We start from the raw sequence: 26,197 nt of genomic DNA, 5'->3' as shown, positions 1-26,197 counted from the left end.
GGATCCAGCCAGTGATTTACAGATTGTTCACAACGTGTGAAACCGAACAAGGTCCCCGCTCCCAAAAGGAGCGGGGACCTATCCATTCCAGGCGTTTCAGCGTTGACACACCGACCGGGCTGGGGTCTTTCAAACACCCGGAAAATGGATGCATCAAGGGGCAGGCGCATTGATCAGTACGCCTGTGTTTTTGGGGATTCTGCTTCTCAGGATCAATTTCCGGTAACCTTTTCCTTCACAGTGAAAGTGACCTCGGCGTATCCGCCAGCTTTGAAGTCCACCTTGTGGTTTTCATTGCTATCTACGAACTCATATTCCGTATTCTCGGAAAGATTGGAAAGTAAATCCTCATACGTACTAGCCGTTACCGTGACATAATTTTTGCCAGTGCCCCTGACAGTGGCCGTCTGTTCTTCACCAACCTTTTCATCGCTCTCATTCTTGAAGGTGATGAACAGATCCATCTCGGACACCTCGGTGGTGATCACGATCTCCACATCGTCGGTCACCTTTTTGATGGTATACTTACCAGTGCTGGTGAGGGTCTGCTCCTCGCCGTCGATGGTGACGGAAGTCACTTCCACGCCATCATTGGGTGTCACGGTAAAGGTCAGGCTGTCGCCGTCCTTGACGCTGGCATCGCCTTCGACCGTGACATCATTTTCTTGATAGTCATAGGTGACCTTGAAGGTATCACTGGTATCCGTGGCGGTGGCGTCGGTGATCCAGACGCACAGGTAGTCGATGGTGTCGCTGTCGTCGTCATCCAGAACAGCATAGAAGTCATACTCATAATCATAGCCGTTCAGATAGCCCTCCAGGGAGCGGCCGGAGATGTTCAGATAGGTCTCATAATCGGCATCTTCATCATCCAGCAGATCGGCGGCACCGTCATCCACGATCAGGTGGATCACACAGTCGCTGCCCAGGACATAGGACTCGCCGGCCAGTTCCAGCGTGCCGCTGCTGTAATCGATGCGATTCTCCTCGTTCTCGCCATCAGCTTTGATGCTAGTTTGAACAACCTGGTCGCCCTTGTCGTCATCGATCTCCTTAGCGGAGGTGACATGGTCCTCGGAGTTGGTCTTGACCTTGTTGTACAGGACGCCCTCTTCGATATCATCGCCAGCATCCTCGTCGATCTTGACAGTGGTCACAGCGTCCTCGCGGATCACATCCACCTCATAGTAGTTGCTGTCGTCCTTGTTCTTGATGAGCTTGCCCAGGCTGCCCAGGACAAACATATAGTCGGTGCTGCTGCCGCCCACCTCGTCGATGCCGCTGATATCAGCCTCGCTCAGATCGACAAAGACATAGATGGCGTAACCACCCTTTTCAATATAGCCCACGTAGGCGTTCTCGTCCTCTTCCAGGATGATGTCGATGTCGGGCACGTCGGAGATACCCTCATACACGTTCACATCGTCATCCTCATCCAGCACCAGGAACACAGTGGAGCTGTTGGCTCTGATGTCCACAGCCGTGCCTTCGGCGTCCGTCAGGAACTTGACCTTGCCGTTGGTGATGACGCCGTCCATAGTAGTAGCGCCATTTTCGGCAGTATATTTCTCAATGTCGCTGGAATACTTGCTGCTGTTCTTGCCCACATACTTCAGCGTGTACTCGTCAGAGCTGTTGGAGGAGTAGGTGTACCAGCCGATCTCAGCATTATTGTTGATCTCAGAGGCACTGGTCAGATCCTCATCCTCAGTTACGACCTTTTTAACGGTGATCTCGTCATAGGTGCCGTCGGTGAAGTAGGCGGCGGCGATGGCCTTCTTGTTTAGGCCGCTGGTGGTGGCGAAGTCCTGGATGTAGACATAGTTGCCGGAGGTGACGGCCTCATCCACATAGAGGATATAGCCATAGGAGTCCAGAATCAGCGTGGCCTCCTCGCCGACGGTGAATTCCGAGGCCTTGCCGTCGCCGGTCACGATCTTATTGTAGCTGTACTTGGTATCGTCGATGGAGACGTTGCTGCTCTCCTTATAGGTGGTAACCTCGCCGGTCAGCGTCTCGGCAGCCGCCACGGACTGGATCTCTCTGGCATCCTTGGACCAGGTCACCAGGATGTAGTCGTCCTCCTCAAAGCCGGAGACGTCAAAATCGTCCTGGTCGATGGTGGAGGGGAAGCCGCTGGGCTGTGAAGAGCCATTTTCATCGATGAAGGAGATGGACAGGCTCTCCTTGCTGGAGTTGTAATCCGAGGATGCCTGGACCAGGTAGGTATTGATGAACACCACAGTGACCATGGTCTCGTCCTCGTCATCGCCGTAAGCATCGTCCACATAGACTTCTGTCAGAACGCCGTTGCCGGAATCGCCGGCGTCGGCAGAGCTGCTCTTGACGGCCAGATCATCGATCTCATCATCCGTCTCAACGCCGTCTGTGTAGACCTCCAGATAGGCGTCCCCATCTTCAATGTCCTCCACCAGGGTCTTGCCCAGCAGGGAGTACAGATCGTCCCTGTCAACGCCTGCGGTATAGGTGGCCTTCAGGTTGGCGGAGTCCGCATAGGTGCCGATGGTGGTGGACTTGTTCTTCCACTCCACGGCGGGACGGCCCAGATCGTCATTGGAGGTGTTGGACTTCTTCAGATTGGTGAAGTACTTCTCAGCGAACTGCATCAGCTTATCCTTATTGATATTGCCGTCGCTGGAAGTCGTGTTGGCGACTTCCTTCGCGTCGCCGCCGCCGACGTTGACCGTGGCGCCGTTGATCTCGACCGTGGTCTTGCTGTCATACTCCACCATGGTGGCTTTCAAGGTGTTGAAGGCATACAGGCAGGCCTCCTGGCGGGTGACCGCAGTGGTGCCGAGAAAGTCTTCATTCCCGTCATCCAGTTCAATGCTCTTGGCCTGCTTCGCAACGGCGATAGACCAGTTGGAGCCGGTATAGCCCTCAATGGCCGCGTCATAGCCCAACGCACCCAGCAGCATCTTCATAAAGGCATAGCCGGTCAGGGAAGCGGAGGGACGGAACGTGCCGTCGGCGTAGCCGGAGATGATGCCCTGCTGAGAGCAGTAGGCAATGTACCCGGAAAACGTGTTGCTGGTGGGCACATCGACGAATGGCGCGGTATCCGCGGTCAGCGCCTCGGCGGTGGTGGGACCGAGGATCAGGTTGCAGATGATCTTGGCGGCCGCGCCGCGGGTCAGGGTGTTGGTGGGACCGAAGGAGCCGTCTTCATAGCCGTCCACGATCCCCAGTTCGGAGACCACGGCAACGGCTTCATCATAAGTGATGTTCTCGTCGTCCGTGAACTCCTTGGCCCCGGCGCTGACGGTGATCAGGGACATGACCATCACCAGCGAAAGGACCAGCGAAAGGAACTTTTTCATATGGGTTTTTCCTCCTTTTGAATTTTGCACGCACGCCGCCCGCTCTTTGGCGCTTCCGCTGCCGCCACCGCTAGCCACCTGTGTACGGCAGCGGAGCATCAAGGGCTTTGGCGCTCCTGCAAGGCTAATTTAGCTGCAAAATCCGGCATTGTCCACGTTTTGGGGGGCCTTTTAACGCAAGTGTCACACTGGCGGCAAACGCTCCATTTACCAGTATAAAATCGTCACTTTGGCGGCAGGGAATAGTCTGGCTGCTGAACAACAGGCTTGGCCGCTTTCATCCTGTAAACACGATTCGGCAGCGTGTAGGCCGCTCCCTTTTTTACCACTTTTCCGTCAAGCGCCAGCTTTTTCAAAATACGTCCGCACTGCCGCTCTTTCAGCCCCAGCAGCTTTGCAAATTCCACCAGATAGCCGGTTTTATTCTCCCGCAGGTATTGAACGATCACAGCTTCCTGCCGCTCCTCCGGCACGGTTGTCCCCGGCAGATAATATGTGGACAGGACCTTTACCAGTTTTCCCGCTTCCACCAGTTCCCTTAAGCGGTCATGCGCCATGGAGGAGGAGATCTGAAGGGTCTCCATCACCTCTCCCCGCACCAGGCTCCCCTTGGCCCGCGCCAGCTGCATGATCCGCTCTTTATCCAGGTCCTTCTGCATCGTGCCGTGCAGATTCCGGATGGACACCGTTTCTATGTTGCCGCAGATCAGAACTGTCCGCATGGCTTTCGATAAACGGGCAACATCCACAGGCCTTCTTGTATTCGGCGTAAGCAGCACATGCGGATCATCCTTTGGCCCGCGGCGCGCCTGTTCCTTTTCCAGAATGTCCCGCACGGCGACGGCAAGCGGCAAGGTCCTGTTTTTCAAGCGCAGGACGTTTGCCTGGAAATCCACCTGGTCCCAGGTGAGCTCTGCCAGCTCGGTCAGCTGAAGATCCATCTGCCACCGAAGCCACAGGGCGATCCCCTCCATGGAGCTCCTGTTTTCCTGCAAAATCTTCCACATATCGTATTCTCCGTTTTCTTTGGTCAGCTTCTCTGTTTTCATCCGCTTATGGATATTCAGCTTTGCGTAGGTGGCCTGAAAAGTTCCTACCGACAGGCCGGAGACCCGGATCACATACGCCCAGCTATGCGTCGCCATCTGGCGGATGATATAGTCGTGCCGCAGATCCAGCAGACGCACGGTCCGCAGCCCCTCCTTGTCCAGAGCCTTGCGGACCACCCGCGAGACAGACCCGGGGGCCATCTGGTCCTGGTATTTCTCAGAAATCACCACATACGGAGACAGTCTCCCGTATCTGCGGATACGCCGAAGGATGCATTCCCGCGTCTCCTCCGCCAAAGGGATACTGCGGTCGCCCAATAGGATCAGGTTCTTTTCCATGGAGATATCCGCCCAGGTCAAATTGCAGATCTCCTCCCGGGCCATGCCCTGGAGCCATGCCAATCTCAGAATGATCCCAATGGTGTTGTCCGGATTTTCAGTCAGTAGGCGTCTCATTGCGGTTTCATCAGGCCGGTTGATCGTCTGTGTCATGAAGACCTCCATCCATCGGCCCATACTCATGACAAAATAATTGTTTGGTCCTCAACAGACGTCCTTCCGCTCCCACAAAAATGCCAGTCAACGCGCTAAGCCCCGTGTTTCAAAAAAACACGGGGCTTAGCGCGCATAACAAAAAAGGCCGCCTGCTCAGAGTTCAACCGGCCGGTCATACTTCAGCGCCCGATCCTGCAAAGCCGGGATCATGACTTGCAAAAACGCCTGAATCATGCTAAAATAACAGCGCATCGATTCTAAACTATGTAATATCAGCCCTCCTTGACGAAACAATTATTTTGTCTAAAGCACCAGGCGCAGGCGGTTGATCTGCCTGCGGTGTTCCTGCCCGGAGGTCCGCAGATAGATCCGTGTCGTCTCAATGCTGCTGTGTCCCAGCACGTCCGCCAACTTCGCAATATCCTTATACGTCCGGTAAAATGTCCTTGCGAACAGGTGCCGCAGATTATGGGGAAACACCTTTTTCGCATCCACATCCGCTTTTTGGCACAGCCATTTCATCTCGGACCAGATCTGTTTTCTCGAAAGGCTTCCACCTCGTTTTGTGACAAACACCTCCCCGGAGGTGTTTTTTTGCTGCCGCGCATATTTCCACAATTTCCGGCACAGCTTCCCAGGCAGCAGGATGACCCGGATCTTTCCCTTGAGGGAAATCTCCGCGCGCCCCTGCCGGACTGCCTCCGCCGTGATGTAGCGCAGCTCGCTGACCCGTATGCCTGTGGCGCAGATCGTCTCCATCAGAAGCCCCAGACGCTCTTTTCCCAGGGCATACGCCGTGTTCACCAGCCGTTCATAGTCCTCCCGGCTGAGTTCCAGCGCCTGCTCCCGAAACACCTTTCTTTGGAAGCGCAGGCTCTTTACACGGCAGTCCTCCCAATTCATAAAATGGAAAAAGGCATTCAGTGCCGCCAGCATGGAATTGATCGTAGCCGGTGCGTAGTGCTTTTCCAGCAAATACGCCTTCCACGCGATCACAGCCTCTTTCGCGGCCGGCCGCTCCCCCAGCCAGCGGCGAAAGGCATGGATATCACGCAGATATTTCTCCACTGTACTTTGGCATTTTTCCTCACAGGTCAAAAAATGCGCATATTCCTGTATGTGGTTTTCAGAGATCGATCGTTCCATCGAAATCCTCCTCTGTGAAAGTTGAGTCCACCCGCTCCCGGGCGTTCATGTCTGTCAGTCAGTCCCAACCGATCGTCCTTCCCTCCGAGCGAACAACATATCAATCCAGGATCAGATGCGTCAAGTCAACGTTATCATTTATAGTTGGCGGGACTGAGAAATGGAATGTGCATCCCGCTGCCTGTTCAGTCCCTCGGATAAAAAGCAAAAGCCGGTACACGTTCTTGTGTACCGGCTTTTGCTTGTTCAGGTCAATTCAAAACGATCGCGTTCACCGACTCGATCAGTTCCACCACATCCGAGCGGCTGATCAGGGCGAAGGGCTTGCCATCCACCGTGGCGAGACAATCACTGCCGTCATAACGATAGAGTGCGATCTCCAAAGTCGGATAGGTCTCATGATCCAGATGGAGCGTCAGGCTGATCTCTTTTCTGCCGGACGGTCTTTCCGTCGTAAAGCTATCCGAATATTCCGCGCTGATATGTTCCAGGGCATCCTGGAATCCGGCTATTTCGATTTCTTCCTCTTCGTATTTCCAGACACGGTCATCATCCTCACCATCGGCGGTCATGGTATACGCCGCCCCCTCCAGAGAGATATCCACTTGATAGACATCCGTAAAGTCAGCGGGCAGCACCTCCCGGTGGCGCAGCTGGTTGAAGGAAGCCGCCATGAGATTGTTATAATCATATTCCGAGATCTGGTAGACGATCTGGGATTCCCCGACCTGGGCATAGGCGGTGAACGCCTCCTCGTCTTCTTCATCGGTTTCGTCGGCCTCATCAGCCTCTGCAAGGGCGGCCAGTTCCTCCGGGTCACGGCTGACGGACAGGGTAAAGGAATCGGAGACCTCTTTGCCGTCTGCATCCTGGGTGGTGCAGTCCACTGTGATGGTCAGCTCCGGCGAATCCAGGCCAAATGCGGAGAGGTCTTCCTCCGTGGCGTTGTAGGTCACATAGCTGCTGAGATCCAGCAGGGCGAGGTTTTCCAGATAGGTGTCCACTCTGCCGCTGTCCAGAGGCACCGGATTGCCTGACTGCGTGGTAAAATAGACATCCTCGGCGCTATACGCGGCGGCGTTATCCTCCTCATAGAAAATGCTGTAATTCTCCGCGCCCGCAAACCTGATTTGGGAGACCCTGTCGTAAGAAAGGCCTCTGTCATGGCGGATCATATCCCGCAGGACAACATCGAAGGTCTCCAGCGGATCGACCTTTGCCAGATACACATTGCCATCCCCAATAGAGACATAGCGTTCCGAGTCCATATGGCTGTAATCGCCCAGCGTGATCTCATAGGATCGTTCTTCCGTGGCAAACTGAATGGTACAGATCGGATCATCCAGGCCATACAGGCCGAGATCCGTGACCTCTTCAATGATGAAGGAAACGCCAAAGGACTCGAACTGCTCCAGCAGATCGTGGATCTTATCCTCATCCACGGGAAATGCCTCGTCATCGTCGTAGAGCCACGTCCCGTCCTTGTGGAATGCGAGGCTTGCGCCTCCGTATTCCCAGTTTAGGGACTGCACATCGCCGCTGGGCACTTCCAGCACGATTTCCCCGCTGTTTTTGATTTGTTCTTTCTTCTCTTCCATCTGCATTACCGCAAAGGTCGCGATACAGGCGACGACCAGAATACCCAGCAGTACGGAAAGCCGTTTAGACCGCTTCATTTTGCACCTTCTTCCGTTTCATGATCACACCGATCCCGATCCCCAGATAGGCCAGCGGGAACACGCCGATCATCAGCACTTTCAGCAGAGAGGAGACCGAATCACTGATGGTCAGATAATTGTAATTCAAGGACTTGCTGCGGATCGCCATGGCCTCCGACTCACCGATCAGGGAGGCCAGGGCGTTCATGGTCAGGTCTCCGTTGGCTCCGGAGGACAGAGCGTTGTAGCTGTCCTCCAGGAAAGAAGAGGAGGTAAACCAGACGATCTGGCCGCCGCTGTAATCTTCGATGGAAACCGCCAGGGCAAAGGGTCCCTCGGTGTCTCCCTCCTCGTACTCATAAGAGGTCATGGCGTAGCCTGACGCTTTGCTGAAGGCAAGGTAAGAGGTGGTGAGCAGCTCCGTGACAGTGCCCGCGCTGGTGTCACCCGTCACCTGAAGGCCCAGCGCAACGGGCATGACCGCGATGTAATTGGCGTCGATCAGGGAATCGGTGATGTCGCTGCTGTTCATCTCCGGCAGCAGCAGGGCGGGGCCATAGAAGGCGGAATAATGGTCCTGGCTGCCCTCCACCACAACGCCATCCTCCGCCTCTACGCCATAGGCAGACAGCAGGCTGTACAGATTTTCCAGCACATTTTGCTCCTGCGTAGGACCGGCGCAGGCCAGCAGCTTTCCGCCGCCGGAAACATAGTCCGCCAAAAGCTGTGCCTCCTCCTCAGAGATATCGCTGGAAGGGGCGTAGATCATCACGCAGTCCGCGTCCTCCGGAATGCTGCCCGCAGTCTGAAGGGACAGGGCCGCAATTTCGATATTCTCCTTCTCCACCTGATCCCGGAAGGTGCCGGGCAGCTCACTCTCTCCATGGCCTTCCAAGAGGTACAGGCGGGGATACTCCTCGCTGACCACATAGTCGATGGCGGAGGTGATGGCGCCCTCGCCGTCAAAATCAGTCGTATTATAAGTCCCGGTATACATATTTGCCTCGCCCAAATAGACGTCCTGTATGCTGATATACCGGCTCTTGTCCCCACACTCCACGACCAGACTGTTGTTCTGCACAGTTTCACTGGTATACTGCTCCGCAAAGGTGGGATATACATCGGGGTTTTTCTTGACCACCTCAATGTGGTCGGAGAGGCTTTCATATTTGCTCAGGAGGTTTTCGATCACATCATCCTCCTGGCCGGACTGAACGATCCAGTAGATGGTCACATCCTGCTCCAGGGCATTGACCACTACCTTGGTATTGCTGGTGATGGAATAGAGCTTGGAGGAACTGATGTCGTATTTTGTCGCCGCCGCAGGCAGCGCGGAGGCAAAGATATTCACAACGACCAAAATGGCAAGCACCACGGCGCTCATAGCCAGAGAATAGGAGCCGCCGCGCAAGGCCTGACGGTTCACCGGACCATTCCCGGAAGAGAAAAGGGCTGCTATTTTTTTCATCAGTTATACCTCCGTTTCTCAAGGGACTGGATCGACAAAAACAGGAAGAAGATGATGACGGAAGCATAGTAAACGATGCCCGTCATATCAAAAACGCCGTTCACAAACACATAGAACCGTTCAAACAGCGAGAGCTTTGTCATAATGGCCGGCAGCAGTCCTTCAAACCTTGTATCATCCAGCCAGGCGGTGATCATTATGAGCGCATACAACACCAGACAGATGCCCCAGGCCAGAGGCTCATTTTTCGTCAGATAACGGATCACGAACCACAAAACAATGATGAGCACTGCCAGCGCCGCTAAGCTGCCAAAGGCGGTGGAGGAGACGCTCTCGGAAAGACTGACGCTGTAATAGTTAAGCAGGATCACCGCGATCCCGATGCCCGCGGCAAAGCCCTGGTTGTCCGTCAGAGAGGAAATGAACACGCCCAGGGCGATCAGCGCCGCACCCATGATGAAAAAGGCCAGGATAGAGCCGTAAGAGGTCAGCAGGTACACTTCGCCGTACTGGGAGAACAGCAGCGGATACAGGCTAATGATGGCCAGCGGAACCAGATAGACGGCCAGCAGCGCGAAATATTTTCCCAAAATCACCTGCGTGGTGGTGATGGGAAGGGAATACAGGAGCTGGTCGGTCTTCTGCCTGCGCTCCTCGGCGATGACGCGCATGGTCAGGATGGGCACGATGACCACAAAGACCAGACAGCCGAAGCTGAGGACGAACTCAAAATTGCTGACTGCCGCCTGGAGGTTGTAGATCAGGGAGCCGATCCCAATAAACGCAAGCAGAAACGCCCCGAATACATAGGCGGTCAGGGAATGAAAATAGCTTCTCAATTCATGCTTCAATACCGCGATCATGCTTTCCCCACCTCGCTTTCTCCGGCTTCGCCGGCATCATCACTTTCACCCGGGGCGATCCCATCGGAAGCGGCCTCTGTCAGCTCGATAAAGACGTCCTCCAGGTTTCCTTTTTTCAGGCTCATCTCCAGGATCACATGATCGCTCTTTGCGAAAGCAAGGAAAATCGCACGGGACAGGTCGTATATATCCCGGCAGTCTGTTTTGATATGGGCGGTGGTCCGCCGCTCCTCCGCGGCTCCAACAGACACCGCTGTGATCTGCCCGACCTGCGAGAGGATCTGGTCCAGCTGGTCTCCCGCCGCGTCTGTGACCAGAACGATCTCATTGGATGAAAGGAGCTGCTTCTCCAGATTTTTCGGTTCGTCAAAGGCCACCAGCTTCCCATGGGCGATCATCAGGATCTGGTCGCAGATCGCCTGTACCTCAGAGAGGATATGAGAGCTGAAAATGACGGTATGGCTCTGTCCCAGTTCTTTGATCAGGTCTCGGATCTCGATGATCTGAATGGGATCGAGGCCAACGGTCGGTTCATCCAAAATGATGACCCTGGGGCTGCCCAGCAGCGCCTGGGCAATGCCCACCCGCTGTTTATAGCCCTTTGACAGTGCGGAGATGCGGCGGTGCTTCATGTGTTCGATCCCGGCCATCGCAATGACCTTCTCGATCTGCTGCCTGAGCTCCTCCCCGCGCAGGCCCTTGGCCTCTCCCACAAATGTCAGATATTCCACAGGGGTCTCGTTCATGTACAGCGGAGGATGCTCGGGTAGATACCCGATGAGTTTTTTCGCCTTGTCCGGCTCGTCAAAGATGTCGTACCCATCGATCCGCACATGGCCCGCGGTTGCCGACAGGCACCCGGTCATGATGTTCATGGTAGTGGATTTGCCGGCGCCATTGGGACCCAGAAAGCCATATACATGGCCCTCTCCGATCTCAAAGGACAGGTCCTCCACCGCCGTGAAATCACCATAGCACTTGGTCAGGTGTTCAACTGATATCATAGCTTGGCCTCCTTGTTTCAATCGGGATCTTGCAATAGGCAGATCCCGTTTCCTACCGGAACCAACCATAACACCGGACGCTGAAGCAGTGCTGAAAAATCCAGGCTTTCTCATATAGTCAACGCAGTTGAAAAGGAGTATAAGCTCCTTTTCAACTGGCGGACCGATGGTCCGCCGACGCGCAAAGCGCGTGTGCGTTTCCTATGAAGTCAGGCACAGAGGGCCGCATATGCGGCCCGCAATGTTGCACAGCAGCATTGCATTGAAAAGACTCTTTTGGAGTCTTTTCAACTGTGCCGACTATATCAAAACAGCCAGAGGCAGCACGCCTCCGGCTGTTTCTCCGCACTTCATAACGCCGCCGATGGCAGCCTCACATAGAACGTATTGACCCCATCCGCACTCTCTGCCCAAATCTTTCCGTGATGCGCCTCCACAATACCGGAGGCGATCGCCAATCCCAGCCCGTAGCTGTGGCCTGCGGTGCGAACCTTATCCGCCCGATAAAACCGCTTGAAAATATTTTGAAGATCCTCTCTGGAAATCGCCTCTCCATGATTGGAAACGCTGAACAAACAATGGTTTCTGCCCTTCCGGCACAGGGTCATGGACACACAGCTTGGTCCGACAGCGTATTTCTGCGCGTTATCCAGCAGGATCTCCATTACCTGGCGCAGATGTGCTTCGCTGCCCTCCACAGTCAGGCCGTCTTCCACCTGGCTGCTCAACTCCAAGCCCTTTTCAAAAAACAGCGGTTCGAAGGGAAGGAGGACGTCTGACGCCACTTTGCTGATATCTACCCTGGAAAAAGCGACCTGCGCCGCGCCGCTGTCGAGCCGGGCCAAACACAACAGCTGCTCCACCAATTCCCGCATCCGAACGGACATGGTGAGGATGCTCTGGGCGGACCGCTGCCTGGCTGTCTCGCCGCAGCTCCGGTCATTCAGCAGCTCGGCGTTGGTGAGGATCACGGTCAAAGGCGTTTTCAGCTCGTGGGAAGCGTCGGCTACAAACTGCCGCTGCTGGGCCCATGCCTTCGCCACCGGCCCTACGGCCCAGCGGGCAAGAAACAGGCTGATCAGCAGGAACACCAGAAAACTGACGCCGCCGATCAGGACACAGGTTTTCAGCAGGCTGTCCATGGTGCTCTGTTCGCTGGAAATATCGGTAAAGACCAACCGTTGACTCACGGGAGTCACGATCCGGCAAAACCGCAGCTGATACTCCTTTATCAGCCCTGTCTGCTTTCCGGAAGAGACGACGGTGTCGATCAGGCTCCTCAGAAATGCTCCATCAGAGAGATCATAATATCCGCCGCCAACCGTCTCCAGTTCGCCGTTGGGACCGATCTGAAGGATGAAATAGGGCAGCCGTACTTCATCTGGCAGCTCGTTGGGCCGCCCCAGCTGAAACGGATTCATGGCGATGGCCTGCATCATCCGTATGCTTTGCTGCTCCATATTCTGGCTTGCAAAATGCAAAACCAGGCCCAAAATAACCGCCAGCATGATGGTCACGATCGCCATATTGATACAGATGAATTTGATACGCAGCCGCCTCAGCATCCCGTGTCTACCTCCAGGTGATAGCCTAATCTCCGGATGGACTCGATCCTTATATTGGAGCCGATGCTGGTGAGCTTCTTCCGCAGGAAGCCCACATAGACCTCCACATGGTTTTCCGTCGCGTTGGAATCATAGCCCCACACTCTGGCGAGGATCGTCTCCTTGGGCAGGTTCCTTCCCTTTGCTTGAAGCAGGCACCGCATAACGTCAAATTCTTTTGCGGACAGCCGCACTTTGTTTTCACCGCATATCAGCAGGGAAGTCCCCAGATCCAAAGATGTATTTCCAAATGTCATCTCATCCACCTGGTCTCCCTGGCGGCGGAGCAGGGCGTTGATGCAGGCCAGCAGCTCCCGGGTATTGAAGGGCTTGGTCAGGTAATAGTCCGCGCCGGCATTGAGGCCCTCAATACGATCCTCCAGCTCCGATTTCGCCGTCAGCATCAGGATCGGCGTGGCACAGCGCTTCGCACGCACCTCCTTCGCCACCTGATATCCATTCATCTTGGGCATCATAACATCCAAAATCAGCAGATCGTAGATGCCGAGAAGCGCATACTCCGCCCCATCCTCTCCGTCATATACGGCTTCCACGATAAAGCCCTTGGACTCCAGTAAATTTTTAATGGAGTCCGCCAGCATCCTTTCGTCTTCCACCACCAAAATTTTCATAGCATTCACCTGATCTGTCATATTGAGTTTTTTCGATCCTACCATGCTGTGCTGAAAGGCGGCTGAAAAATAATGGGATTGTTTTTTCCTCTGGTTTCAGCACCGGTTCAGTAAATAGCGCTATGCTGATCTCGTCAGGAGCAATTGTCAGTACACGCCGCGTACTGCACCGCGCATAGGGCACTTTCCCGCCGATGCCGTGGCAGCCGTCACGGATGAGGCGACGGCGGGCTTTGCAAAAATGCCGTATGCAATACATTCCTTGGCACTTTCACTTGCGCGCAGTTCATTCGTTGGACTGCGCGCAAGACGACGATGCCGTTGACTTGAAAGGTCGGATCTAAATGAAATTTCAGAAATATGCATCCACGCAAGCGGCAGAAAGGCCCTGGGTGCCTGTGGCCATGACCGTGCTCATTGCCGTCACAGCGGTGCTCTGTGCTTTCAAAATGAGGCTTCTGGGGGCCGATCACCGATACGCAGATATCGTCGTGGCGGACTATGGGACCATCACGGTGGCCCTGGATCAAAACGCCGCGCCTCAAACCGTTGAAAACTTTGTGTCGCTGGCCCAATGCGGTTTTTATGATGGGCTGACATTTCACCGCATCATTGATGGTTATATGATCCAGGGCGGTGATCCAAACGGTGACGGGACCGGCGGTTCCGAACAGTGCATCGCAGGAGAATTCGAGAAAAACGGGGTGCAAAACCACCTGTCCCATACAAGAGGGGCCATCTCCATGGCCCGCTCAGAGGCATATGACAGTGCCAGCTCACAGTTTTTCATCGTGCAGCAGGACAGCACGTACCTGGATGGGAGTTACGCGGTTTTTGGGTATGTGATCGATGGAATGGACGTGGTGGATCAAATCTGCGCCGACGCCGAGTCCCTGGACGGCAACGGGACCATTGCCAAGGCAAAGCAGCCTGTCATCACCTCTGTTACCATCCGGGAATGACTGTGTATCCCGATTGCTTTAACAGATCACAGCCGTTTGCGGAGTTCCTTATATTCACAAGTAAATGTTACATGATTTTTCAGCATGTATTCAGCGCCGGCTGTTATTGTCAAGGAAAATGAACGGCGGCATTTTAATTGAGAAGGAGCATGGCCTGCGATGAGAAACGAATCCAATGATCGGTACCTTGATCATTTTCAAGAGTCTGTAAATGATACAGCCCCTTCAGCCAAGCGCCCAAGCAGATATTCCGGTATGCGGATGATCGCTTTGGCGCTGTGCTGCTCTCTGCTGGGCGGAGCGGCAGGCGCCGGCGGTATGGCGTATCTGGGCCGCCGGCAGGATTCTGGCGGGCAAATCGCTATTTCGGCAAGTGCGGAGGAGCATCCTTACGATGTTACCACCGTTGCCATGACGGGTTCGAGGCGGGAGATGAGCTGCTCAGAGGTATATGAAACCAATGTCAATTCCGTGGTAGGCATCACCACATCCATTACAACCACCAATTCTTTTGGCGTTCGTACCCAAGCCGCCGCCTCCGGCTCCGGCTTCATTTTGACAGAGGACGGCTATATCCTGACAAACCACCATGTGATCGAGAGTGCCGCCAGCATCACAGCGACCATGTACGACGGTACATCCTATACTGCGGAACTGATCGGATTTGACGAGAGCAACGATGTCGCTGTCTTAAAAGTAAATGCGTCCGGTTTAGCGGCTGTGACCATCGGCGATTCCGACGACTTAAAGGTCGGAAGCAGTGTGGTGGCGATCGGCAACCTACTGGGCGAACTGACGTTCTCCCTGACCCATGGTGTCATCAGCGCTTTGGATCGAAAGGTCACGCTCTCCAGCAAAACCACCATGGATCTGATCCAGACAGACTGCGCCATCAATTCGGGCAACTCCGGCGGGCCTCTCTACAACTTGTATGGCGAGGTCATCGGCATCACCAACGCCAAGTATTCCAGCAATTCTTCCGGAGAAGCATCCGTTGACAACATCGGATTCGCCATCCCCATCAACAGCATTCTGGAGATCGTGCGGAGCATCATCGATCATGGATATATCGTGAAGCCCTATATTGGCATCTCTGTCAGCGCTGTCAGCGGCGAAATGATGCGGTATGGGCTTCCCAAAGGCATCGTGGTAAACCGTGTTGCAGACGGCAGTCCTGCCCAAAAGGCCGGTATAAAAGAGAATGACATTATCACCAGGGTAAACGGCACCGCTGTCACCCAGACCGGCGAATTCGCCCACATCGTTCAAAAATGCTCGGCAGGCAGTAAGCTGAATTTAACCGTCTACCGCCAGGGAACTACACTGGACCTGACTGTTACCGTGATAGAGAAAGAACAGTCTGCGTTGGGAGAACAGAATACTTCCGGTTCCTCAGCGCAGCAGCAGAGCACGCAAAAGCTCCCCTGGGGGTTCGGGTATTAGGAAGACAGCATGGATACAGGGTAACTCTGCGCTGAAATGGAGCTGACTGGCAGCCATGGTCCATCGCTCTGAAGGGCCACCTTGTCGTGATTTCCATGAAGATCACGGAGCAATATAACCCTGCACATAGGAGCTTGAAGCAAGCAGTTGCGGCTCATTTGCCGCAACCGCTTGCTTTTTTGCGGTCTGGGAAACCGCATCCGTTTCCTCAAACAGTTTCTCCCCTCTATCACCGGTGCTTCTTTTTATAAAAGTACAGCCAGATCTCAAAAATAATCAGTGCGGCAATCGCTAGTCCCAAAGCCGCGGCATCACTGAATTCCATCGCATTACTCCAATTCAAACGCACCAGTGTACAGCTGGTAGTAGGTCCCCTTCTCGCCAATCAGTTTATCGTGAGTCCCGCGCTCAATGATGCGGCCGTGATCCAGTACCATGATCACATCGGAGTTCTTCACCGTGGACAGCCGATGGGCAATGACAAAAACCGTCCGGCCCTCCATCAAAGCGTCCATGCCCCGCTGCACGATGGCCTCGGTCCGGGTGTCAATCGAGGATGTGGCTTCATCCAGGATCATCACCGGGGGATCAGCGACTGCCGCGCGGGCAATCGACAGAAGCTGCCGCTGTCCCTGAGACAGTCCGCCGCCGTCACCGGATAAAACCGTCTGGTAGCCCTGGGGAAGCATCTCAATAAAATCATGGGCATTGGCCAGCTTTGCGGCAGCAACACATTCCTCGTCCGTAGCGTCCAGTCTGCCATAGCGGATGTTCTCCATAACGGTTCCGGTAAACAAGTTCACATCCTGAAGAACGACGCCAAGGCTGCGCCGCAGGTCGGCTTTCTTGATCTTGTTGATATTGATGCCGTCATACCGCACCTTTCCATCGGCAATGTCGTAAAAACGGTTGATCAGATTGGTTATGGTGGTCTTTCCCGCGCCTGTGGCCCCCACAAACGCGACTTTTTGCCCCGGCTCGGCATACAAAGTGATATTGTGGAGGACTGGTTTTCCCTCCTCATAGGCAAAATCAACATCGTAGAAGCGGACTTCGCCCCGCATCTGGGTATAGGTCAGAGAGCCGTCGCCATGGGGATGCTTCCAGACCCAGGCACCGTCTTTGCCGCCTGTTTCTTTCCAGGTGCCATCTTCCAATTTCGCACGTACCAGCGTCACATAACCCTCGTCTGTCTCCGGCTCCTCGTCCATCAGTTCAAAGATTCGGGAGGCACCGGCCAGCGCCATGACGATGGAGTTGAATTGCTGCGACACCTGCCCGATGGGATTGACAAAGCTGCGTGTCAGCTGAAGGAAAGAGGAGATCATCCCCAGTGTCACCACGCTCATACCGGCCAGGCTCAGGTTCCTTGTTCCGGCGATGGCCATAAACGCGCCCACCAGGGCGACCAGAACATACAAGGTGTATCCCAGAGAATATGTCACCGGAAGAAGAACATTTGCGTAAGCATTCGCGGAGGAAGCATCATCGCACAGCAGATCATTCTTGACATCAAACTGCGCTTTGGCCTTTTCCTCGTGGCAGAATACTTTTACCACCTTCTGACCATGGATCATTTCCTCAATATAGCCATTCACATCACCCAGTGCGGCCTGCTGCCGGACAAAGAACTTCCCGCTGGACCCAGCAATCTTTTTGACCAGCTGCATCATCAATATCACAAACAGCACCACGATCCCGGTCAGGTAGGCACTTAGATAGAGCATAGAAAGGAAAACCGTGATGATGGTGACAATGGAAGAAAACACCTGCGGAATGCTTTGAGCCAGCATCTGGCGAAGCGTATCCGTGTCATTGGTATAATGGCTCATGACATCGCCGTGAGAGTGGGTATCAAAATACCGAATCGGAAGCGCCTGCATCCGCTCAAACATCTGATCACGGATCTGTTTCAAAATGCCCTGGGCGATGGTGACCATCAGGCGGTTGTAAAGCAATGTGGCGCAAACACCGGTAAGATACACCGCCGCCATCGTTCCGATTGCCCGCAGCAGGCCGCTGTAATCCGGTACAGACTCCAACAGCAGCGGCGCGATATAGTCGTCGATCAGTGTTTGGATAAAGAGGGAAGCGCATACGCTGGCCATGGCGCTGATCAGGATACAAAGCAGGACCAGTGCAAACCGCAGGCGGTATGCCTTCAGATAGCGCAGCAGGCGCTTTACCGTCTGCCGATTGGCCTTCTCCATGCCCCGGCCGGTTTTTTCCTTCTCCATCGCCATCTTATTCATCAGAATCACTTCCTTTGCTTTGGGATTCGTAGACCTCGCGATAAATGGAACTGCTTTGCAGCAATTCCTCGTGCTTGCCAATGGCGGAGATACAGCCATGTTCCATCACAATGATCTGATCCGCGTCCTGTACGGAGGCCACGCGCTGGGCAATGATGATCTTTGTGGTGTCAGGGATCTCCTCAGCCATCGCTTTTCGGATCATCGCGTCGGTTTTGGTGTCCACCGCGCTGGTGGAGTCATCCAGGATCAGTATTTTCGGCTTTTTCAGCAGCGCGCGGGCGATGCACAGTCGCTGCTTTTGCCCGCCGGACACATTCGTTCCGCCTTGTTCAATATAGGTGTCATATCCGTCGGGAAAACTTTGGATAAATCCGTCCGCCTGGGCCAGCTGGCAGGCATGGATCAATTCCTCATCTGTGGCATGTTCGCTGCCCCAGCGGAGGTTCTCTTTGATCGTGCCGGAGAACAGCACGTTTTTCTGCAAGACCATGGCGACCGCATTTCGCAACGTGTCCAAATCATATTGTCGGACATCGGCGCCGCCAACCGATACGGTTCCTCTGGTGGCATCATACAGACGGGGGATGAGCTGGACCAGACTGGATTTTGAGGAGCCGGTCCCCCCGATGATACCGATGGTTTCCCCGGAGCGGATGGTCAGGGATATGTCCTTCAGACAGAGACGGTCCATGTTTTGAGAGTAGCTGAAGTCCACATGGTCGAAGCGGATCTCCCCATTGGGGACTTGGTACAGCACCACAGGTCCTGCCGGACTGCTCAGGTCGCTTTTCTCCTCCAGGATCTCCGCGATCCTCTGGGCGGAGGCCCGGGACATCGTGATCATGACAAAGACCATAGACAGCAGCATCAGACTCATCAGGATCTGGGTCGCATAGGTGAGCAGGCTCATCAGCTGACCGGTCGTCAGTTCAGTACCTCCGCTGGAAACGAGAACTCTGGCCCCAAACCAGGAGATCAGCAGCATACAGCTATACATGCAAAGCTGCATCAAGGGCATATTGAAGGCCAGCGTTTTTTCCGCCGATATAAAGTCGGTGCAAATATCCCCTGAGATATCGGAGAACTTCTTTTTCTCGTGATCTTCCCGGATAAAGCTTTTTACCACACGGATGCCGCGGAGGTTTTCCTGCACCACATTGTTCAGCCGGTCATAAGTCCGGAACACCCGCTCGAAGATCGGATGGGCTTTTCGCATGATGAGGAAAAGCCCAGTGCCGAGAACCGGGATGCAGGCCAGAAACACCAGTGAGATACCGGCGTGGATTCGGAATGAGACAATCAACGCAAATACGATCATCAGCGGCGCGCGGAAGGCCATGCGTATGATCATCTGGAATGCCTGCTGCACATTGGTCACGTCCGTTGTCAGCCGGGTGACAATGCTGGATGTGGAAAATTTATCGATGTTTGAAAACGAAAATTCCTGTACATTGTAATACATATCCCGGCGCAAATTGCGGGCAAAGCCGCTGGAGGCAATGGCCGCGCTTCTTCCTGCCAGCGAACCCACGAAAAGCTCCATCAGGGTAGCGATCAAAAGCGCAGCGCCGTACTTCACCACCACATGGATCTCCCCTGCGTCGATCCCGTAGTCGATCAGGTCGGCCATCAGCAAGGGGATGATGATCTCCATCACGGCCTCTAACGCCACAAAGACCGGTGTTTTGATGGTTTCCCTTTTATATTCCTTGATGCTCTGGATCAATCGTCTGATCATATCAGTTTCCTCCTTGCCAAATGAACAAACACAGCGCGGCGATCAGCCCGCATATCAGCAGCGTGACGCTTTTATACAGAAGCGCCGCCCTGTGTAAGACGCTTTCCGAAAATCCCATCATCCGCAGAGTCTGATAGGCGGCCCCCCGGTCCTTCTCCCGCACTAAAACAGCAGCCAAACGAAGCAGAAGCGCCGCAGAGCCAGGACGGCGTTTCCGCGTCTTTCCCGTGCTTATTTCTGAGATCGTGTATAGATATCGCGGCCCGGTGTCGCTGGAGAGCCGGGCATGGTCAAATTCTATAAAGCGGTCCGCCGCTGTATCCGACAGCGAAGAATACGGGGTAGACAGGATAATGAGCCGGTCTTTGGCCAGCTCCTTGAGCAAAGCGTAGAGCGCGCTCTGCCCCACCGTTCCAATTTCATCCTGGATCTGGTTAAGCAAAAGGATGTCAGGGTCCTTTGCCAGCGCACACGCGATCGTGGCAAAGCGATGTACGGAGATCGGCAGTTCATGGGGCAGGCTTTGCCTCCATGCCTCCAGATGAAACCGTTGAATCAACTCCTCCAGCCGTCCTGGCCAACCACTTTTTGCATACGCGGAGGCACGTAAGGCCAGCTTCAGATTTTCAGATACGGTCAGTCGGGAAAGCAGTGTGATATCCCGGTCAATCAACGCTGCCGATCTTCGGCAGTATGCCTGCCAATCTTCGCTGCATCCGTCTAAGGCCACAATATCGTTATATTGGACCTCACCCCGAAATTCAGGCTCCGCGCCGCCGATGATATGCATCAAGGCAGCACAGCAGGTCATATCTCCGTACATGATCACAAAGCCTTTTTTAGAAAAAGCAAGGTCAATATTCTGCGCGGCAATGACACGTCTGCCGCCTATTGAAACAGTCTTGCTGATATTTTGGAGTTTGAGCAATAGATCCCCTCCTTTTCTGAAATCGTGCGTATGATAGCAGGGAAATATCAACTCACCGTCACGAAAGATAAACGGAATATCAACCGCCCCATGGACTGATTTACGAAAAGTTGATGAAGAGTTGATGTGAACATGGTAAAATTATTTTGTTTGTTAAGCTGTCATGTCGGGGAAGACCGGGCGCTTCGTAAGACCCGGGCCTGTCCTGTGGCAGATGTTGAAAAACCTGTTTTGGGGAGGGAATGTCTATGGTTCGGATCTTGATTGTGGAGGACGACAAGGGGATACGCCGTCTTATGAGGATGTCTTAGCAGACAGCGGGTACGACCCTGCTTCAGCCAAAGACGGTCTGGAGGCTTTGGAGATCCTGGATCACAAGCATATCGATCTGATCATCATGGATGTTATGATACCGAATATGGATGGGTATACCCTTACCAAACAGCTCCGGGATGCCGATTACATCCTGCCCATCCTGATGATCACCGCAAAGGTGGCACAGGAGGATAAAAAACACGGATTTCGTCTGGGCGTGGATGACTATATGACAAAACCGGCGGATGAGGAAGAGATGCTTCTTCGGATAGCGGCGCTTCTCAGGCGTTCCAAAATATCGGCGGAGCGCAAGCTGGCAATGGGGCAGACGGAGCTGCTGTATGATTCCATGTCAGTGGTCCATAACGGCCAAAGCATGGAGCTGCCGCAGAAAGAGTTTTTACTGCTGTATAAGCTGTTCTCCTAGGTTTCTATTTTTTCAAGGGATTCCCGCGGCAACATCCGCTTTCAGCCCCTTGATTCCTCTGACCCTGACAACCCTCATTGCGATCCCCCTATCCGGTCTTATCAGCAAGCCGACAGCAAAGCCTTTTCCGGACATGATCGCAGCGACCAAGTCTATTTCAAAAGGGGATTACAGCATCCGCGTGGTAGAGGAGGGAGAGGGGGAGATCCTCGAACTGCTTCATAGCTTTAATCAAGTGACAGCAGAGCTGGAAGGTACCGAGTTGATGCGAAACGATTTCATCAACAACTTCTCCCATGAATTCAAGACGCCGATCGTATCGGGGATTTGCCAAACGGCTGCGTCAAAACGATTTGAGAGAAGCACAGCGCCAGGATTATTTGGACTACATTATCAGTGAGTCGGAACGGCTGGCTGACCTATCCTCCAACATTCTTCTGTTGAGCAAATATGAAAATCAAGAGATTGTCTGGGACAGCCGGCAATATGAGTTGGATGAACAGATCAGACGCTGTATCCTTCTGCTGGAAAACCAATGGGAGGCAAAGAACCTTTCATTTGATATAGATCTGGCACCCTTGCAATACAACGGAAATGAAGAGATGATGTCCCATGTCTGGCTGAATCTGATAGGAAACGCCATCAAGTTCAGTGAGCCTGGCGGTACGATCAGGGTCTCCGCCTCACAGCGGGCAAGTTGGATCGAAGTTTCGATCTCCGATAAGGGTATCGGTATGAGCCAGCATACACTGGAGCATATTTTTGATAAGTTCTTTCAAGGTGATCCGGCGCACAAATCGGCCGGAAACGGATTGAGGCCTCCGCTGGTTCAGCGCATCGTCCACTTATGCGGGGGGCAGATCACGGTGGAGAGTGCAGAGCAAGTCGGAACGACCTTTCATATCTCTCTGCCGCTCGATCGGCAGCGTTAAGTCAAAACGAGGGAGTTGCTGTGCGATTTCCCTCGTTTTTATAAATTCGTTGGTTGCATTCTATGCTGCCGTACCCTTCAAGCGTTGGCCGCTGTGAAAAACAAGAAAGACGGACAATCCATCTCCTTTATTGTCCGCCTGACAATGGAAAAGGCCCTCACCGTGGTGGTGAGGGCCGCCGCCTTTTACGGTGTCCGCTGCACCGAAGGTTGGCATATTACCTAAAAAAGAAAAGAGAGGAAAGATGAAGAAGAATTTATATAAAAAAACGAAGTGCGGTCGCTTCGTTTTGGCAGTGATACAATCATCTCTCTGCTTGAAACCCACTGCAAATTTTATCATAAATTTTATGAAAACTGTTAAATCTTCTGTTTGCCGCCTTTTGAGCAGATTATAGCAAGCTGCGCTGAAATGTTTCTGAAATTTCACAAATAAAATGACGGATTATATCCTCTTTCCAGCAGCAAACCCGCTGCTGATTACAGCGCTATCCGGGTGGATCAGAATCATGGGAAATCCTTGACCGGAGAATATGTTTAAGGCAGTCTCTTTCTCAGCTTCAAGATAAGTGGTACTGAAATTCGCTCTGCTAAACAAAAAAGCCGCCCATATGGGCAGCCCTAACGAAGTCTGCTGAAACAGGCTCCGAATGCTTTACCAGGGGCGGCCTGTTTCCCAGCGGGCCACCCCTGGTAAAGAGAGAAAGAAAACATTTACTGACCGTATTCCTGGCAATGGTAAGGATACCACAGCCCACATCAGAAGTGTTTGCCAAACTGAACGTGATTGGGCAAACGCCGATTCTTTATCGGATATGAGCTGATTGAAGTGGATACCGTTATCCTGGGTGGCCGTGTAGCGGCCCACCGGTATATGCACCATGCCGAACGCGGCAGCGCCTCTGTAGGATACTGCCATAAAAGGCTCCTCTCCAGTATATAGATGCTATTAGTGTGGCTAGTTTGTTTGAACATATTGCCGGATAGTAAACCGTGGGAAGGATGCCGGTCTCCTGTCCAGTCAGGCAGTCTGCATAGAAATTCACCGGCCTCAGGGAAGAAGAGGCAAAATGAGGTCACACACAGAGCAAACCTGCCTGTATCAAGGCGCTGATGCAATATCATTGAAGCAAAAGGGTGAGAGCTGTTTTCCACTGCGTCTGGATGCTCTGACCCGGTGGGAAATAAACGCCGCCATGTCAGACACAACCGCCTGCAGTGCGGGCGGTTTCCCAGAATCAAACGTGAGGCCAAAGACGCTATAAAATGAGTTTTCCTTTGGCACCACGATGCGGTTCCCGATTTTCAACGTTGCCCTTCTGTGATTGATTTATGTTTTTTCATCTGGTACGATGAAAGCAGCGCATCCAGAGGGCCGGCCGCTGTCGCGGAAGCAATGAGGATATTGGAGCAGGGAGAGCTTAATGGCGAAGAGCTGCGGAAACGGTTTGAGGAGCTTTAAAAGAAGAGACAGGTCGGAAGTGTATAATCTCCAATCTGTCTTTTCTGTTTATGCGGCACATTTTGCAGACGGAAACTGCGCGGTTTTAAACTGTTTCCGGCATAAAATTTTTTTCAAAACTCTGTGAGAGATCGGGCTTCTGACGCATTTATATACTGGGTGATTATCAAAATTTATAGGGACAAGGGAGGTGGTATTATGCTGGCGGTTCTGTTGGCTGCGTTAGAGAGCGGCGAGGACAGACAGAAATTTGTAGAGATCTATGAGCAGTATCATGCCCAAATGGAGCGGACAGCTATGCGCATCCTGAAAGAGCAATGTGATGCCGAAGATGCGGTTCAGAATGCATTCGTGCAAATAATCCGGCATTTTGAAAAAATTCCTGAAATTCCTTGTGAGAATTTGCTCTTTTGGATCATTTCTATAGTGAAGAACGAAGCGATCATGATCCTGCGGCGGAACAAGCGGACCGTTCCGCTGGAGGACTGGGATAGCTTTGCCGCGGAAGCGGAGAACGTAACGGACTACCAGGAACTGGTAAGACTGTTTTCCAAGCTGCCGGAGACATACCGCGCCGTGCTGGAGTTGAAGCTCCTTTTGGGCTATGGAGATCAGGAGGCCGCCAGGAAACTCGGCATCTCAAGATCGGCAGTTAGTACACGGGCCAGCCGGGGGCGGGCGCTGCTGCGGGAAATCGCGAAGAGAGAAGGGTTTTGCATATGACGGATATAGAACTGGATCGTATGATGCGGCGTGTTTTGCTGGACGCTGTTAAACTCAAATGGGAGGATGAGGAATCAGGGGCCAAACCAGCCTTTGAAGCGTCCGCCCGGTATCAGCGCCAGGTGACGGCCATGCTGACAGATCCCCTGGGATGGGCACGCAAAAGGGCGCGGCCGGTATGGAAGAAAGCGCTCCAGCGTATCGCCGTGGTTCTGCTGGTGTTCTCCCTGAGCTTTGGCAGCCTTATGGCGGTCAGTCCAACGGTGCGGGCCGCTGTGGTGCGCTGGGTCACGGAGTGGTACGCGACACATATCACATACAGGTATTCGGGAGAACCGATTGCCGGAGAAATGCCGCGATATGAGATTACTGAGCTGCCGGAGGGATATGTTGAAGACGAGGCGCGGCGGGTGGAGTGTCCATCCTACGTCAGGATTGGGTATCGAAATGAAAATGATGAAAATGCACAATTCATATATCTGGCCTATATTTATATGCAGCAGGGCTCTGCCAGCGATTATGCCATAGAGGACGCGGAAGTCTTCCCTGTTACAGTAAACGGTATGAAGGGACAATTATATTTGGCAAGAAATCCAGAACTGTCTGATAGCACAGTTACCTGGATTGACCCGGATAAGAATCTCCAATTCGATGTGCATGCCGCATTCGATAAAGATACCATTTTGCATATAGCTGAGAGCGTTTCTTTGGTAAAAACGAAGAAATAAAATATTATACAAAAATGATGTGAGAATTACGCCTCCTTCTGCATTTGCATAATAGGAACATAAATCCTGTTATAAAATGTGGAAGGAGGTGACATTTATGAAAAGACGTGTTTTAGCACTGACTGTTCTGCTTGTTCTGGCACTCACTATGAGCGCCCAGGCAATAGAATCGCGGGGAGCTGCTTTTAAACCTGTTCTGTCCTTCAACGGAACAACCGCTTTTTGCTATGCAGACTGTAAATGCGGAAATCCTAGTGATAAGGTGGAGGCAACGCTGACACTTTACCAAGGATCAACTTATGTGGATTCCTGGAGCGATTCCGGGAAAGACAGTGTCTTTATTTCCGGAGAATGCACGGTTAAGAGCGGTAAAAGCTATACGCTTACGCTGACCTACTCCATCAACGGAACTGCGAAACCGTCCGTTTCCACCACAGCGACTTGCCCGTAGGTAAAAAAGCAGGCAGCGGGGCCTGTATAGACGTCTCAAAAATGTGCCATAGAAAGGAACATATATGAAAAAGAAACTGCTGAGTTTGGCGTTGGTGCTGGTAATGTGCATGTGTCTTGGCGTTACCGCGTTTGCTGCTGGGGAAAGTCCCCTCTCGCGCATGGATGATGAGTACAATTCCGATACAATGAAATTCTATGGAACTGGGAACCACTCGTATACTGCATATTCTGTATTAATTGAACAAACCGCTCTTGTCAATGGGAATTTCCCTAAAAACATTCATGGAGAGACCTATGGAAATGGGCTGATGGCAATTGAAGTGGGGCAGGAACCGGATCTGATGGCAGCAATCGGAACAGATGGACAGAAGGGATATGTTCGAACCAGTGAGCTTGATTCTTCGGCGGTCTGTCAGACACCGGAAGAGGCCCTTGCCTGGCAGCTTTCTCAGCCCGATTCTTACTATGTCCCCCTGTATGATTTTCAGGGAAACGAGATCGGTTCTTTCTATATTGAACGCAGCAATCTGACAATTGCGGAAATGGAAGCGATGAAGAAGTGACTGCTGTTC

Annotated in this window: 23 protein-coding genes; 10 read left to right on the top strand and 13 right to left on the bottom strand. The window is 53.2% G+C overall.

Annotated elements, in window-relative coordinates; genetic code table 11:
* Positions 1–212 precede the first annotated feature (212 nt).
* The 9 genes from Q0Z71_RS09685 to Q0Z71_RS09645 form a co-directional block, all read right to left on the bottom strand.
* A complete protein-coding gene (locus Q0Z71_RS09685; protein ID WP_298021589.1) occupies positions 213–3,341 on the bottom strand; it encodes an S-layer homology domain-containing protein in 3,129 nt (1,042 codons plus the stop codon).
* Between the two features lie 224 nt (positions 3,342–3,565).
* Positions 3,566–4,882 (bottom strand): tyrosine-type recombinase/integrase, encoded by a 1,317-nt coding sequence (locus tag Q0Z71_RS09680; protein ID WP_298021586.1) that lies wholly within the window; start codon positions 4,880–4,882, stop codon positions 3,566–3,568.
* A gap of 306 nt (positions 4,883–5,188) precedes the next feature.
* Complete coding sequence (locus tag Q0Z71_RS09675; protein ID WP_298021582.1) at positions 5,189–6,031, bottom strand: tyrosine-type recombinase/integrase; 843 nt, start codon at positions 6,029–6,031, stop codon at positions 5,189–5,191.
* A 251-nt stretch (positions 6,032–6,282) separates the two neighbouring features.
* Complete coding sequence (locus Q0Z71_RS09670) at positions 6,283–7,707, bottom strand: DUF4340 domain-containing protein (protein ID WP_298021579.1); 1,425 nt, start codon at positions 7,705–7,707, stop codon at positions 6,283–6,285.
* A complete protein-coding gene (locus tag Q0Z71_RS09665) occupies positions 7,694–9,157 on the bottom strand; it encodes a GldG family protein (protein WP_298021576.1) in 1,464 nt (487 codons plus the stop codon). Before Q0Z71_RS09665 ends, Q0Z71_RS09670 begins: the two co-directional genes overlap by 14 nt.
* Positions 9,157–10,020: an ABC transporter permease gene (locus Q0Z71_RS09660; RefSeq protein ID WP_298021572.1), complete on the bottom strand. Its 864-nt coding sequence runs from the start codon at positions 10,018–10,020 to the stop codon at positions 9,157–9,159. The genes Q0Z71_RS09665 and Q0Z71_RS09660 overlap by 1 nt, the downstream gene beginning before the upstream one ends.
* Positions 10,017–11,024 (bottom strand): ABC transporter ATP-binding protein, encoded by a 1,008-nt coding sequence (locus Q0Z71_RS09655; RefSeq protein ID WP_298021569.1) that lies wholly within the window; start codon positions 11,022–11,024, stop codon positions 10,017–10,019. The genes Q0Z71_RS09660 and Q0Z71_RS09655 overlap by 4 nt, the downstream gene beginning before the upstream one ends.
* Before the next feature lie 350 nt (positions 11,025–11,374).
* A complete protein-coding gene (locus Q0Z71_RS09650; protein ID WP_298021566.1) occupies positions 11,375–12,589 on the bottom strand; it encodes a cell wall metabolism sensor histidine kinase WalK in 1,215 nt (404 codons plus the stop codon).
* The gene (locus Q0Z71_RS09645) at positions 12,583–13,260 is read right to left on the bottom strand and encodes a response regulator transcription factor (RefSeq protein WP_298021562.1); all 678 of its coding nucleotides are present in this window, start codon (positions 13,258–13,260) and stop codon (positions 12,583–12,585) included. The genes Q0Z71_RS09650 and Q0Z71_RS09645 overlap by 7 nt, the downstream gene beginning before the upstream one ends.
* 344 nt (positions 13,261–13,604) lie before the next feature.
* On the opposite strand from Q0Z71_RS09645, the gene Q0Z71_RS09640 reads away from it, so the two are divergent.
* Both Q0Z71_RS09640 and Q0Z71_RS09635 read left to right on the top strand, forming a co-directional pair.
* Positions 13,605–14,222: a peptidylprolyl isomerase gene (locus Q0Z71_RS09640; protein ID WP_298021558.1), complete on the top strand. Its 618-nt coding sequence runs from the start codon at positions 13,605–13,607 to the stop codon at positions 14,220–14,222.
* 255 nt (positions 14,223–14,477) lie between these two features.
* Positions 14,478–15,665 carry a S1C family serine protease gene (locus Q0Z71_RS09635; RefSeq protein WP_298021555.1) on the top strand — a complete coding sequence of 396 codons (1,188 nt, stop codon included), beginning with the start codon at positions 14,478–14,480 and terminating at the stop codon, positions 15,663–15,665.
* Positions 15,666–15,994: 329 nt separating this feature from the next.
* Here the strand turns inward: Q0Z71_RS09635 and Q0Z71_RS09630 are convergent, their stop codons facing one another.
* From Q0Z71_RS09630 to Q0Z71_RS09620, 3 genes are read right to left on the bottom strand one after another with little or no spacing between them, the layout of a single operon-like run.
* The gene (locus Q0Z71_RS09630; RefSeq protein WP_298021618.1) at positions 15,995–17,908 is read right to left on the bottom strand and encodes an ABC transporter ATP-binding protein; all 1,914 of its coding nucleotides are present in this window, start codon (positions 17,906–17,908) and stop codon (positions 15,995–15,997) included.
* Between the two features lies 1 nt (position 17,909).
* The gene (locus Q0Z71_RS09625) at positions 17,910–19,658 is read right to left on the bottom strand and encodes an ABC transporter ATP-binding protein (protein WP_298021552.1); all 1,749 of its coding nucleotides are present in this window, start codon (positions 19,656–19,658) and stop codon (positions 17,910–17,912) included.
* Between the two features lies 1 nt (position 19,659).
* Positions 19,660–20,586, bottom strand: a complete 927-nt coding sequence (locus tag Q0Z71_RS09620; protein WP_298021550.1) for a hypothetical protein — start codon at positions 20,584–20,586, stop codon at positions 19,660–19,662.
* A gap of 358 nt (positions 20,587–20,944) precedes the next feature.
* Here Q0Z71_RS09620 and Q0Z71_RS09615 point away from each other — a divergent pair, with 358 nt between their 5' ends.
* From Q0Z71_RS09615 to Q0Z71_RS09600, 4 genes are all read left to right on the top strand, one after another.
* Positions 20,945–21,328, top strand: a complete 384-nt coding sequence (locus Q0Z71_RS09615; protein ID WP_298021548.1) for a response regulator transcription factor — start codon at positions 20,945–20,947, stop codon at positions 21,326–21,328.
* Entirely contained in the window at positions 21,243–21,728 is a 486-nt protein-coding gene (locus Q0Z71_RS17120) for a HAMP domain-containing protein (RefSeq protein ID WP_363316700.1), read from the top strand. The genes Q0Z71_RS09615 and Q0Z71_RS17120 overlap by 86 nt, the downstream gene beginning before the upstream one ends.
* Positions 21,709–22,260, top strand: coding sequence for a sensor histidine kinase KdpD (locus Q0Z71_RS09605; RefSeq protein ID WP_298021544.1), 552 nt, complete (start codon positions 21,709–21,711; stop codon positions 22,258–22,260). The genes Q0Z71_RS17120 and Q0Z71_RS09605 overlap by 20 nt, the downstream gene beginning before the upstream one ends.
* A 93-nt stretch (positions 22,261–22,353) precedes the next feature.
* Complete coding sequence (locus Q0Z71_RS09600) at positions 22,354–22,485, top strand: hypothetical protein (RefSeq protein WP_298021543.1); 132 nt, start codon at positions 22,354–22,356, stop codon at positions 22,483–22,485.
* 429 nt (positions 22,486–22,914) lie between these two features.
* On the opposite strand, the gene Q0Z71_RS09595 is transcribed toward Q0Z71_RS09600, so the two are convergent.
* Positions 22,915–23,178, bottom strand: a complete 264-nt coding sequence (locus Q0Z71_RS09595) for a hypothetical protein (protein ID WP_298021541.1) — start codon at positions 23,176–23,178, stop codon at positions 22,915–22,917.
* A gap of 741 nt (positions 23,179–23,919) precedes the next feature.
* Here Q0Z71_RS09595 and Q0Z71_RS09590 point away from each other — a divergent pair.
* The 4 genes from Q0Z71_RS09590 (at position 23,920) to Q0Z71_RS09575 (ending at position 26,188) form a co-directional block, all read left to right on the top strand.
* Entirely contained in the window at positions 23,920–24,444 is a 525-nt protein-coding gene (locus Q0Z71_RS09590) for an RNA polymerase sigma factor (protein WP_298021540.1), read from the top strand.
* On the top strand, positions 24,441–25,172 hold the full coding sequence (locus tag Q0Z71_RS09585; RefSeq protein ID WP_298021538.1) for a DUF4367 domain-containing protein: 732 nt from the start codon (positions 24,441–24,443) through the stop codon (positions 25,170–25,172). The genes Q0Z71_RS09590 and Q0Z71_RS09585 overlap by 4 nt, the downstream gene beginning before the upstream one ends.
* A gap of 97 nt (positions 25,173–25,269) precedes the next feature.
* A complete protein-coding gene (locus Q0Z71_RS09580) occupies positions 25,270–25,623 on the top strand; it encodes a hypothetical protein (protein WP_298021535.1) in 354 nt (117 codons plus the stop codon).
* 64 nt (positions 25,624–25,687) lie between these two features.
* The gene (locus Q0Z71_RS09575) at positions 25,688–26,188 is read left to right on the top strand and encodes a hypothetical protein (RefSeq protein WP_298021532.1); all 501 of its coding nucleotides are present in this window, start codon (positions 25,688–25,690) and stop codon (positions 26,186–26,188) included.
* The last annotated feature ends 9 nt before the right edge of the window (positions 26,189–26,197 follow it).

Origin of the sequence: uncultured Dysosmobacter sp. (genome assembly GCF_947631635.1) — a bacterium.
In the GTDB taxonomy this organism is placed as follows: Bacteria; Bacillota; Clostridia; order Oscillospirales; family Oscillospiraceae; genus Oscillibacter.
The sequence above is the reverse complement of the archived record's forward strand: the minus strand, read 5'-3'. Positions and strand labels throughout refer to the sequence as shown.